Below are 12,074 nucleotides of genomic sequence, written 5' to 3' on the forward strand. Positions count from 1 at the left end.
GCCTATCCGGCGTCCTGGGGTGCCCCTCCCAGCAGGAGGGTCTCCAGCTCGGCCCGGCCGGGCAGCCGGGCGGGCCGCGCGACTTCACCCGTTCGGACGTACACGAAGGCGGCGGCGACCTCCTCGGGCGGGAGGCCGTGCTGCTCGGCCCAGGCGAGCCGGTAGATCGCGAGCTGGAGGGGGTCGGCGGTGCGGTGCCTGCTGGTCTTCCAGTCGACGATCTCGTACGCCCCGGAGTCCGGGTCCCGGTAGACGGCGTCGATCCGGCCCCGGACGACCCGGCCGCCGAGCGAGAGGTGCACGGGGACCTCGACGCGGTACGGGGTGCGGTGGGCGTACGGGGTGCGGGCGAAGGCCTCCTTGAGTTCGTCGAGGTCCCGCTCGTCCAGGATCTCCGGCTCCCCCGCGAAGTCCTCGCCGCCGGGCAGTTCCTCCGGGCCGAGGAACGGCAGCGGCAGTTCCTCGAAGCGGGACTCCACCCACGCGTGGAAGCGGGTACCCCGGCGGGCGGCCGGCTGCGGCGCCTGGGGCATGGGCCGGGCCAGCTCCTGGGCGAAGCCGTCGGGGTCGGCGGCGAGCCGCAGCACCTGGGAGGCGGAGAGGTACGCGGGGAGCAGGACGTCCCGGGTGGTGGCGCGGGCGCGGCGCAGCTCGGTGGTGAGGGCGGTGAGGTCGCGGTCCCAGGAGGCGATGGTGCGGGCGTCCTCGGGGGTCGGCCCGGATTCCGGGTCCCTCGGCGCCGGGACGGTGTCCGCGTGGGTGTCCTCGGGGAGGGTCTCCTCGTCCCAGAGGGGTTCCTCCTCCTCGGGCCAGGGGTCCTCGGGGTGGGGGTCGGCCGGGGGTGGTGCATGGGTGGGCCCGGCCTCCGGGTACGGGGTCTCCCGGTGCGAGGTCTCCCGGTGCAGGGGCTCCCCGTGCGAGGGCTCCCCGTGCGAGGGCTCCCCGTGCGAGGGCTCCGCATGCGCGTGCTCTGTGTCCGGTGCCGTGGCGAGGGACCACAGCGCCGTCCTCACCTGTTCCGCCGCCCTCCTCCGGAGGGCCAGCGCGTCCGGGTCCAGCGGCAGCGGCCAGGCCTGGTCCGTCCCGTCGTCCGCCAGGGTCGGGTTCTTCTCGTCCGGGCCCGGCTCCTCCGCCCAGGCCTCGATGTCGCCGTGGCCCGCCGCGCAGTGCTCGTACAGGGCCTGGAGGAAGTCCGAGGGCCCCCGCGGCTTCTTCTGCGAGGGGCCCCACCAGTGGGCGGAGCCGAGCAGCAGGGAGCGGGGGCGGGTGAACGTGACGTAGCCGAGGCGCAGTTCCTCGGTGTGCTGGTGGTCCTTCATGTCGTTCTTGAAGGCCGAGAGGGACTTGGCGTCCCAGGTGTCGACGCGGGGCAGGGTGGGCGCGTCGCCGCGCAGGGCGTGCGGGAGGACCTGCGGCTGGGAGGTCCAGGACTCGCGGGCGCGGGCGCTGGGGAACTGGCCGGCGACCAGGCCGGGGACGGCGACGACGTCCCACTCCAGGCCCTTGGACTTGTGGGCGGTGAGGACCTTGACGGTGTTCTCGCCGCCGGGGAGGGCGTTGTCGAGGCCCTTCTCGTACTGGACGGCCGTCCGCAGGAAGCCGAGGAAGGCGAGCAGGCTCGCCTCGCCGTCGAGGGAGGCGAAGCCGGCGGCGATGTCGAGGAAGTGGCCGAGGGTCTCGCGGCGGCGGGCGGCGAGCGCGTGCGGGGACGCGGACAGCTCGACCTCCAGGCCGGTCGCGGAGAGCACCCGGTGCAGGACGTCCATGAGGGGGTCGGCGAGCGAGCCGCGCAGGGCGCGCAGCTCGGCGGCGAGGCGGGCGAAGCGGACCCGGGCGTCGGCGGAGAACGCCAGGCCGTCGTCGGCGGCGCCGCCGGAGTCGAGGAAGGTGTCGAGCGCGTCGGCGAGGGAGACGACCTCGGCCGGGTCGACGCCCTCGACGGCGGCGGCGAGCCGCTGTTCGGGGTCCGGCGCGTCGCCGCCCCGGTGGACGAGGAGGCGGGCCCGGCGGCCGAGGAGGGCGAGGTCGCGGGGGCCGATGCGCCAGCGGGGGCCGGTGAGGAGGCGGACCAGGGCGGCGTTGGCCCCCGGGTCCTGGAGGACCTCGCAGACGGCGACGAGGTCGGCGATCTCGGGCAGGTGGAGGAGGCCGGAGAGGCCGACGACCTCGACGGGCACGTCGCGGGCGACGAGGGCCGCGTGGATGGCGGGGAAGTCGGTGGCGGTACGGCACAGGACGGCGATCTCGCCGGGTTCGCGGCCGGTGCGGACGAGGTGGGCGAGGGAGTCGGCGAGCCAGTCGATCTCCTCGGCGTGGGTGGGGAGGAGGGCGATGCGGACGCTGCCGTCCTGCTCCGCGCCGGGCGCGGGCCGCAGCGCCTCCACGCCCGCGTGCATCGCGCGCAGGGGTGTCGCGAGCCGGTTGGCGAGGTCGAGGAGCCGGCCCCCGCTGCGCCGGTTCTCGGAGAGCGAGTAGCGGTCGGCGGGGCTGCCGTCCGCGTGCGGAAAGTGCTCGGGGAAGTCGTCGAGGTTGGCGACGGAGGCGCCGCGCCAGCCGTAGATGGCCTGGCAGGGGTCGCCGACGGCGGTCACGGCGTGGCCGGTGGGCGGGCCCGCGGCGCTCCGGCCGAAGAGTCCGGAGAGCAGCAGCCGCTGGGCGACGGAGGTGTCCTGGTACTCGTCGAGGAGGACGACCCGGAACTCCTTGCGGAGGATCTCGCCGACCTCGGGCCGGGTGGTGGCCAGCTCGGCGGAGCGGGCGATCTGGTCGCCGAAGTCGAGCAGGTCGCGGGAGCGCTTGGCGGCGCGGTAACGGACGACGAGGTCGAGGAGTTCGCGGCGGGCGGCTGCGGCCTCGGGGATCTTGCGCAGTTCGGCGTTGCTGAGCCGGGCGCCTTCGAGGGCGGTGAGCAGCTCGGAGTCGTACGCCCGGAGCGTCTGCGGCGGTACGAGGTGTTCGGCCAGCTCGGCGTCGAGGGCGAGGAGGTCGGTGACGAGGGTCGGGAACGACCGGGTGAGGGCCGGGTACGGGCCGGGGGCCTCGCGCAGCACGCGCGCGGCGAGCTGGTAGCGGGTGGCGTCGGCGAGGAGCCGTGAGGTGGGTTCCAGGCCGATGCGGAGGCCGTGGTCGGTGAGGAGCTGGCCGGCGAAGGCGTGGTACGTCGAGATGCGGGGCTCGCCCGGGGGTTCGTCGGGGTCGATGACATCGGGGTCGGTGACCCCGGCGCGGACGAGGGCGGTGCGGACGCGCTCGGCGAGTTCACCGGCGGCCTTGTTGGTGAAGGTGAGGCCGAGTACCTGCTCGGGGGCGACCTGGCCGGTGCCGACCAGCCACACCACGCGGGCGGCCATCACCGTCGTCTTGCCGGAGCCGGCTCCGGCCACGACGACGTGCGGGGCGAGCGGCGCGGTGATGCAGGCCGTCTGCTCCGGGGTGAAGGGGATGCCGAGCAGCTGCTTGAGCTGCTCGGGGTCGGTGATGCGTGAGGTCACCCCAAAGAGGCTAACGGGGCCGACCGACATTCCGGTCCGGTAGCGCTCCGGCCCGCGGGGTCAAAGGGGCTCGTCACACGGCCGTGCCCTGGTCCAGCTTCGACAGGTCCACGGTCTCCGAGGCGGGCGGGATCACCACCTTGACGGGCTTGTCGTAGTCGGAGAGCACCAGGGCGCCGGGTTCGGGGCCGCCCTTCTTCACCATCTTGAGGATGTACGGCTTGCCCTGCCGGGCGACGGACACGGTGGTCGTCTCCCCGCCCGCCTTCTTCTTCACCAGGGTCGCCACGGGGGTGTCGCCGACCTTCGCGTCCGGGCCCCTGACGAGGCCGCGGCGCTCGGCCTCGTCCCTGCCGAGGTCCGCGAGGAGCGATTTCAGGTCGCAGACGCCGCCGAGGTCGGCGCTGCCCGCCTGCCCCGGGGAGATCTTCAGCCAGCGGCCCTTGACCAGCTCGATCGTGGCGGCGATCTGCGCGGGGGACATCCCCTGGGAGGTCATGGAGGCACGCCAGAAGGCCTCGTCGCCCTTGAGGTAGGTGATCGAGGCGGCCTTGCGGAGTTCGGCGGTGCCGCCCTTGATCTTCATCACGCCGGTGCACTCGTCGTGGTCGTTGACGGCGAAGTCGATGTCGAGCGGTTGGCCGTCCGCGGACAGCCGGCCGGTCATGCGGAGGGAGGTCGCGGACCGCGTGGCGGTGACCGCCTTGTCCCCGATCCGGTCGGCGGTGAGACCGGCGAACGGATCGGGTGACGGGGCCGTCACCGCCGGCGCGGCGGCCGGGTCACCGGCCGCCGCCCAGGCCGCCGCGGGTGCGGGACCTGTCACGACGGCGACGGCGCAGACGACGGCCGCGGCGCGGAGCTTTCGGTGGGACGCCATGCGAGCCTCCTCGCGGGTTTTCCCGAGCCCTGTCCACCAGGGTCGCTCCACGCGCGCGTGGCCGCTACTCCACCCGGGTGGGTCAGGAACCGCCGAGCTTGGCCAGTTCCGCCATGTCGACGATCTGGTCGGCCGGAGGCGCGGCGACCGTGAGGGGCTTGTCGAACTCGCTGAACGTGACGGTGCCGGGCTCCTTGCCGCCGGCCTTCACGACGCGCAGGACGTACGGCTTGCCCTCCTTGGCGACGTAGAAGGTGGTGGTCTCGGCGCCCTTCTTCTTGGTGAGGGTGGTGGCGGCGGTGCCGTCGACGTCGGCGTCCTCGCCACGGGTCAGGCCCGTGCGGTCGCTCTTGTCCTCCTCGTCCATCTCCTTGATCATGGTCTTGAGGTCGCAGAGCGAGCCGAGGTCGTTGTCGTCGCCCTCGGACGGCATCTTCATCCAGCGGCCCTTGAGGAGCGCGGACATGGCGCCGGCCTCGTCGGCCGAGGCGCCCTCCTCGCCGCCGGTGGAGCGCCAGAAGGCGTCGTCGCCCTTCATGTACGTGAAGCCGCCGGTCCGCAGGATCTCGGCCTTGCCGTCGCCACCCGTACCCGCGGACATGCTGCCCTTGCAGGAGCCCTTGCTGTCGAGGGTGAAGTCGGTGGTCATGTCCTGGCCGTCGGTCTTGCCGGTGCCGTTCATGCGCAGGGAGGTCGCCGTCTTGGTGGTCGTGACGGCCTTGTCGGCGATGGCGTCGGCGGTGAGCCCGGCGAAGGGGTCGGCGGCGGCCTTGTCCTTGTCCTGGGAACAGCCGGTGACGCCGGCGACCAGCGCCACGCAGATCGTCGCCGTCGCCCAGAGCTTCCTGTTGGCCTTCATGCCCGTACTCCTCACAGCGGTCCTTCACAGCTTGTCTTCACGCCGCCCTTACGGGGCGGCGCGAGGAGATTGACCTGCGAGGGAGTGCGAAGGATGTACGGAAGGGGTACGTGACGCTCCCCACAGTGGGGACCAAGGGGTGTCAGTCGACGACGTGGCGGCCCTCGGGGCGGGCGCTGCACGAGGCGCGGAACGAGCAGGTCGTGCAGTGCTGGCCGGTGGTGGGGGTGAACCGCTCGTCGAGGACCCGGCCGGCGGCGGTGGCGAGCAGTTCGCCGACCCACTCCCCGGTGAGGGCCTCCTGCGCCTGGACCTTCGGCAGGGCGTCGCCGCCCTCCTTCTTCGGGGCGGCCTGGCGCAGCTGGACGAGTTCGGCGCCGCCGGGTTCCGGCCGCCGGCCGTCGAAGAGCTCGTCGAGCGCGCCCTCGCGGACGGCGAGCTGGTAGACGGCGAGCTGGGGGTGGTGGTCGACCTCGTCGCGGGTCGGCGCGGACTTGCCGGTCTTGAAGTCGACGACGTACGCGCGGCCCTCCGCGTCGGTCTCGACGCGGTCCATGGAGCCGCGGATGCGGACCTCGTACTCCCCCGCCGCCAGCGTCACGTCGAAATCCTGCTCCGAGGCGGCCGGGGTGCGCCCGCCGCGGTCCATGACGTGCCAGCTCAGGAAGCGTTCCAGGGCCACGCGCGCGTGGGCCTTCTCCTGGGCCGACTTCCAGGGGGCGTCGAAGGCGAGGGCGTCCCAGACGGAGTCCAGGCGGGTCATGAGGACGTCGAGGTCGGCCGGGGTGCGGCCGGAGGCCACCTCGTCGGCGAGGACGTGGACGACGTTGCCGAAGCCCTGGGCGGCGGTGGCGGGCTCCGCGGCCTTGACCTCGCGGCCCAGGAACCACTGGAGGGAGCAGGTGGTGACCAGGTTCTCCAGGGAGCTGGGCGACAGGGCGACGGGCCGGTCGCGGTCGCGCAGCGGGGCCGCGCCCCGGGTCGGCTCGAAGAGGCCCCACCAGCGATCCGGGTGGGCGGCGGGGACGAGCGGCTGGCCGTCCTCGTCGGTGAGCGCGGCCAGCCGCGCGAGCCGGTGGGCGGCGGCGTCGCGGAGCGCGGGCGCGGCCGCCGGGTCGACGGTGGTGGCGCGCAGCTCGGCGACCAGGGCGGAGACGGCGAGGGGGCGGCGGGGGCGGCCGGGGACGTCCTTGGGCTCGACGCCCAGCTCGGTGAGGAAGCGGGACGGCTGGTCGCCGTCCTCGGCGGCGGCCTTCACCGCGGTGACGACCAGCCGGTCACGCGCGCGCGTGGCGGCCACGTAGAAGAGGCGTCGTTCCTCGGCGAGGAGGGCGCCGGGGGTGAGGGGTTCGGCGAGGCCGTCGCGGCCGATGCGGTCGGCCTCCAGGAGGGAGCCGCGGCGGCGCAGGTCGGGCCAGAGGCCCTCCTGGACGCCGGCGACGACGACGAAGCTCCACTCCAGGCCCTTGGAGCGGTGGGCGGTCATGAGGCGGACGGCGTCGGGGCGGGTGTGCCGGCGGGTGAGGGTGTCGGCGGCGATGTCCTGGGCGTCGAGTTCTTCGAGGAAGTTGAGGACGCCCCGGCCGCCGACGCGTTCCTCGGCGCGGGCGGCGGTCTCGAAGAGGGCGCAGACGGCGTCGAGGTCGCGGTCGGCGTTGCGCCCGGCGGGGCCGCCGCGGAGTGCGGCGCGCTCCAGGCGGCCGGGCCAGGGGGTGCCCTTCCAGAGCACCCAGAGGGCCTCCTCGGCGGTGCCGCCGTCGGCGAGCAGGGTGCGGGTGTCCCGGAGGAGGTCGCCGAGCCGCTTGGCGCCGCGGGCGTACGCGGGGTCGTGCGCGACGAGCCGCTCGGGCTCGGCGACGGCGCGGGCGAGGAGGACGTCGGAGGGCGGCGGGACCTTGTTGCCCGCGTCGCGTTCCTCGTCGCGCAGGGCGCGGCCGAGTCGGCGGAGGTCGGCGGGGTCCACGCCGGCGAGGGGGGAGGCGAGGAGTTCCAGCGCGGTTTCGACGGGGAGCCAAGGTGCGTCGGGTGCGGGCCGGCCCACGGCCTCGGGCCCCGACGACACCGCCCTCAGTGCCAGCAGCAACGGCGCCACCGCCGGTTCGTGGCGCAGTGGGGTGTCCGCCGCGTCCGTCTCCACCGGGACGCCCGCCGAGGTGAGGGCGCGGCGGAGGGACGGGAGGGTGGCGGCGGCGCGGGTGAGGACGGCCATGTCCTGCCAGGGGACGCCGTCCTCCAGGTGCGCGCGGCGCAGCAGGTCGGCGATGTTCTCGGCCTCCGCCGAGGCCGTGGGGTAGGTGTACGCCTCCGCCCGGCCGCCGTCCCGCGCCGCGGTGAGGTCCCGGTGGGCGCGGACCCGGTCGGCGGGAAGCCGGGGCATCGGCATCCGCCGGGCGAGCTGCCGGGTCGCCCCGAGCAGTTCGGCGCCCGAGCGGCGGGCGGTGCGCAGCACGCGTACGTCCGCGCCGCCGAAGGCGTCGGGGAAGTCGAGGATGCCGTTCACGTCGGCGCCCCGGAAGGCGTAGATGGACTGGTCGGGGTCGCCGAGGGCGACGACCGTGCTCCGGCTGCGGCCCGCGAGCGCGTGCAGCAGCCGGACCTGCGCCGGGTCGGTGTCCTGGAACTCGTCGACGTACACCGCGTCGTACCCGGGCAGGGTGGTGTCCCCGGCGAGCAGTACGGCGCGGTGGACCAGCTCCGAGTAGTCGAGGACGCCCTGGAGGTCGAGGACGTCGAGGTACTCGGCGAGGAAGCCGGCCGCCGCCTTCCAGTCGGGGCGGCCGACCCGGTCCGCGAAGCGCGCGAGGGCGTCCGGTTCGAGGCCCAGTTCGCGGGAGCGGGCGAGGACCGCCCGGACCTCGTCGGCGAAGCCGCGGGTGGTGAGGCAGGCGCGCAGTTCGTCGGGCCAGCGGATGCTGCCGAGGCCGTCCTTCTCCAGGTCGACGTGGCCGGCGAGCAGCTCGCGCACGGCGAGGTCCTGCTCGGGGCCGGAGAGCAGCCGGAGGGGTTCCGCGAAGAGCTCGGCGTCCTGGTGGGCGCGGATGAGGGCGTAGCAGTACGAGTGGAAGGTGGTGGCCTGGGGCGGGCGGCGGCCACCGAGCCGGGCGGCCATGCGGTCGCGGAGTTCGACGGCGGCCTTGCGGCTGAAGGTGAGGACGAGGAGGCGTTCGGGGTCGGCGCCGCGCTCCATGCGGGCGGCGACGGCCTCGACCAGGGTCGTCGTCTTGCCGGTGCCGGGTCCGGCGAGGACGAGAAGTGGTCCGCCCGCGTGGTCAACCACTTCCCGTTGCGCTGCGTCCAGCTGAGGGGGATCCATCGGGGCCGGCGTGGTACGCACCAGTCGGTACGCGCCCGGGGTCCGCTGCCGTCCCGGACCCGGGTACGGCTGTCCCTGGTGCGGCGGCGTACGCCGGGTGGTCGAGGAGGTACTCACGTGGGTCGCCGGTCCTGGTGGGAGTGGTGGTGCGGGTGAGGCGGGCGTCCGCCGCGGCCGGCCGTCGGGCCCGGAGGCCCTCCGCCGCTCCGGGAGACGCGCACGTCGACGTTACGCGAAACGGCCCGCCGCCGAGCCGTACTCCGCGCCCCGCCCGCTCGCGTGCGGGACCGTCCCGGCGGCGGACGCGCCCCGCCCTCCCCGTGCTCCCCCGGCGGACGGGCTCAGGTGTGAGATCCGTCCCAGCGGGCCCGCCGCATGTCGATCCTCGGTACGTGCCCCTCGGCGGCCGGGCCCGCCTCGCGCAGCGGGGTGCCCTCCTCGCGGTAGTGGCCGAGGGCCCTCAGCTCGTGCCCGGGGAGCAGGGTTCCGTCCGCGCGGACCACCCGCCACCAGGGCGCCGTCCCGCCGTACAGGGCCATGACGCGGCCCACTTGGCGGGGTCCGCCCTCGCCCAGCCACTCCGCGACGTCCCCGTAGGTCATCACCCGGCCGGGAGGGATGGCGTCGGCCACGTCGAGCACCCGTTCCGCGTACTCGGGCAGTTCTCCGGTCTCCCCCACGGGCTCCTCCATGCTCATCCGCCCCATCCTGCCTCACCCCACCGACATGGCCCTGATGCCTCCGCGCGGCGGTTCTTCGTGCCACCATCGTCCGGGCGGTGACTGGTGATACGAGATCAAGAGCGACAAGTACAAGAACGAGAACGACACGACGCGCATGCAGAGACGGACATGGTGATGGGCCAGGACACTCAGCCTCCGGAGGAGGACCGGTCCGACGTGCCCGAGCGGGTCTCCGGCGACGAGCCGCTGCTCGCCGCCCGTGTCCACCGGCCCTCCGACCTGATGAGGCTGCTCGCCGGCCTGCTCGCGATCGGGCTCGTCATCGCCATCGCCGCGTTCGCCCACGCGACGACCTCGGGCCTCGAGGAGGACATCAACAAGGGCGCGGTCGGCGCACCCGACGTCTTCGTCAAGATCGCCGGTCTCGTCTCCTCCATCGCCGTCCTGCTGGTCCCGGTCGCCTTCGCCATCGAACGTCTGATCAAACGTGACGGGCTGCGCATCGCGGACGGCGTCCTCGCCGCCGTCCTCGCGCACGGAGTCACCCTCGCCACCGACCTCTGGGTCGCCCAGGCCGCGCCCGGCACGATCCAGGACGCGCTGACCCAGCCGCAGTCCGGCGGCGGACTCACCGACCCGGTGCACAACTACCTGGCCCCGGTGATCGCGTACATGACGGCCGTCGGCATGGCCCGCAGACCCCGCTGGCGGGTGTCCCTGTGGGCGGTGCTGCTGCTCGACGCGTTCACGATGCTGGTGGCCGGCTACACCACCGCGCTGTCGATCATCCTGACCGTCCTGATCGGCTGGACGGTGGCGTACGGCACGCTGTACGCGGTCGGCTCCCCCAACGTCCGGCCCACCGGCCAGACCCTCCTCGCCGGTCTGCGCCGGGTCGGCTTCAAACCGGTGACCGCGCTGCGCGCCGAGGGCGTCCCGGACTCCGCGGACAGCGGCGACCGGGGCCGCCGGTACATCGTGACCCTGGAGCACGGGCCACCGCTGGACGTCACCGTCGTCGACCGGGAGCAGCAGGCGCACGGCTTCTTCTACCGGGTGTGGCGGCGGATCACCCTCCGGACGATCACCACCCGCCGCTCGATCGTCTCGCTGCGGCAGGCCCTTGAGCAGGAGGCGCTCCTCGCGTACGCGGCCATCGCCGCCGGGGCGAACGCGCCGAAGCTGATCGCCACCTCGGAGCTCGGCCCGGACGCCGTGATGCTCGTGTACGAGCACATCGGCGGCCGCAGTGTGGACTCGCTGGACGACGCCGAGATCACCGACGAACTGGTCCGCAGCGCCTTCCGCCAGGTGCGGGCGCTGCAGTCGCGCCGCATCGCGCACCGCAGGCTCACCGGTGACGCGATCCTGGTGGATCGTGCCGGCAGGGTGATCCTCACCGAGCTGCGGGGCGGCGAGATCGCGGCCGGCGACATCATCCTGCGGATGGACGTCGCCCAGCTGCTCACCACCCTCGGTCTGCGGGTCGGGGCCGAGCGGGCGGTCGCCGCCGCCGTCGAGGTCCTCGGCCCCGACACCGTCGCCGACTGTCTGCCCCTGCTCCAGCCGATCGCCCTGAGCCGCTCCACGCGCGCGACGCTGCGGAAACAGGCCCGGGAGCGGTCGGCACGCGAGCGTGAGGCCGTGCTCGCCGCCTCGGAGGCGGCCAAGCACGAGCGGGAGCTCGCGAAGGCGGCGGCGCACGGCGGGCCCGAGAGTGTGCAGACGGAGACGAAGGCCGAGAAGAAGGCGGACAAGAAGGCCGAGAAGCGGGCGCTCGACACGGCCCTCGACGAGGCCCGCGAGGAGGACCTGCTCTCCCAGATCCGCCAGCAGGTGCTGCTGATCCGCCCGCAGGCGCCGGTGGAGCCGGTCCGTCTGGAGCGGATCAAGCCGCGGACCCTGGTCAGTCTGATCGCGGGCGCGGTCGCCGCGTACTTCCTGCTGTCGCAGATCGCCCGTACACCGCTGTCGACGGTCAGCCAGGCGGACTGGCGGTGGGTGGCGACCGCCGTGGTGTTCTCGGCGCTCAGCTATGTGGCGGCGGCGATGGCCCTGGTGGGCTTCGTGCCGGAGCGGGTGGGGTTCTGGCGGACGGTGGTGGCGCAGGTCGCCGGCTCGTTCGTGAAGATCGTCGCCCCGGCGGCGGTCGGCGGTGTGGCCCTCAACACCCGCTTCCTCCAGCGCGCGGGCGTGCGCCCCGGGCTCGCGGTGGCGAGCGTCGGCGCCTCGCAGCTGTTCCAGCTCGGGGTGCACATCATGCTGCTGCTCTCCTTCGGCTATCTGACGGGTACGGAGAAGTCGCAGTCCTTCACCCCGTCGAGGACGGTCATCGCGGGTCTGCTCACGGTCGCGGTCCTGGTCCTGGTCGCGACGGCGATCCCGTTCATGCGGAAGTTCGTCTCGACCCGGCTGCGGTCGCTGTTCGCCGGTGTCGTGCCGCGCATGCTGGACGTCCTCCAGCGGCCGATGAAGCTGGTCACCGGCATCGGCGGGATGCTGCTCCTGACCGCCGCGTTCGTGTTCTGCCTCGACGCCTCGATCCGGGCGTTCGGGCACGGGACCGCGACGGTCAGCTACGCGAGCGTGGCCGTCGTCTTCCTCGCGGGCAACGCGCTCGGCTCGGCGGCGCCGACGCCCGGCGGCGTCGGCGCGGTCGAGGGCGCGCTCACCCTCGGTCTGGTGGCGGTGGGCCTGCCCATCGAGGTCGCGACCCCGGCGGTGCTGCTGTACCGCCTGCTCACGCTGTGGGTCCCGGTGCTGCCGGGCTGGATCTGCTTCAACTGGCTGACGCGGCGCGGAGCGCTGTAGCGGACCACCGCTCGTCGCCCGCGCCCCCCACGGACAG

The 12,074-nt window shown here is 74.1% G+C and carries 6 protein-coding genes; 1 reads left to right on the top strand and 5 read right to left on the bottom strand.

Annotated features, from left to right (window positions below; all coding sequences use genetic code 11):
• Positions 1-2 precede the first annotated feature (2 nt).
• The 5 genes from ABT154_RS03680 to ABT154_RS03700 all read right to left on the bottom strand — a co-directional run bounded on the left by ABT154_RS03680 (position 3) and on the right by ABT154_RS03700 (position 9,250).
• Complete coding sequence (locus tag ABT154_RS03680) at positions 3-3,491, bottom strand: ATP-dependent helicase (RefSeq protein WP_351852357.1); 3,489 nt, start codon at positions 3,489-3,491, stop codon at positions 3-5.
• A 73-nt stretch (positions 3,492-3,564) separates the two neighbouring features.
• Positions 3,565-4,371, bottom strand: coding sequence for a hypothetical protein (locus ABT154_RS03685; protein ID WP_351852359.1), 807 nt, complete (start codon positions 4,369-4,371; stop codon positions 3,565-3,567).
• Positions 4,372-4,453: 82 nt separating this feature from the next.
• Positions 4,454-5,230 carry a hypothetical protein gene (locus ABT154_RS03690; protein ID WP_351852361.1) on the bottom strand — a complete coding sequence of 259 codons (777 nt, stop codon included), beginning with the start codon at positions 5,228-5,230 and terminating at the stop codon, positions 4,454-4,456.
• Positions 5,231-5,372: 142 nt separating this feature from the next.
• Positions 5,373-8,660: an ATP-dependent helicase gene (locus ABT154_RS03695; protein WP_351852363.1), complete on the bottom strand. Its 3,288-nt coding sequence runs from the start codon at positions 8,658-8,660 to the stop codon at positions 5,373-5,375.
• A 224-nt stretch (positions 8,661-8,884) separates the two neighbouring features.
• A complete protein-coding gene (locus ABT154_RS03700; protein ID WP_351852366.1) occupies positions 8,885-9,250 on the bottom strand; it encodes an MGMT family protein in 366 nt (121 codons plus the stop codon).
• A 144-nt stretch (positions 9,251-9,394) separates the two neighbouring features.
• Here ABT154_RS03700 and ABT154_RS03705 point away from each other — a divergent pair, with 144 nt between their 5' ends.
• Positions 9,395-12,037: a flippase-like domain-containing protein gene (locus tag ABT154_RS03705; protein ID WP_502969436.1), complete on the top strand. Its 2,643-nt coding sequence runs from the start codon at positions 9,395-9,397 to the stop codon at positions 12,035-12,037.
• The last annotated feature ends 37 nt before the right edge of the window (positions 12,038-12,074 follow it).

Origin of the sequence: Streptomyces sp. NPDC001728, assembly GCF_040297565.1 — a bacterium.
In the GTDB taxonomy this organism is placed as follows: Bacteria; Actinomycetota; Actinomycetes; order Streptomycetales; family Streptomycetaceae; genus Streptomyces.

Excerpts from the sequence above, each read along its gene's own strand:
- ABT154_RS03685 (WP_351852359.1), bottom strand. The coding sequence starts at position 4,371 with ATGGCGTCCCACCGAAAGCTCCGCGCCGCGGCCGTCGTCTGCGCCGTC.
- ABT154_RS03690 (WP_351852361.1), bottom strand. The coding sequence starts at position 5,230 with ATGAAGGCCAACAGGAAGCTCTGGGCGACGGCGACGATCTGCGTGGCG.
- ABT154_RS03700 (WP_351852366.1), bottom strand. The coding sequence starts at position 9,250 with ATGGGGCGGATGAGCATGGAGGAGCCCGTGGGGGAGACCGGAGAACTG.
- ABT154_RS03705 (WP_502969436.1), top strand. The coding sequence starts at position 9,395 with ATGGTGATGGGCCAGGACACTCAGCCTCCGGAGGAGGACCGGTCCGAC.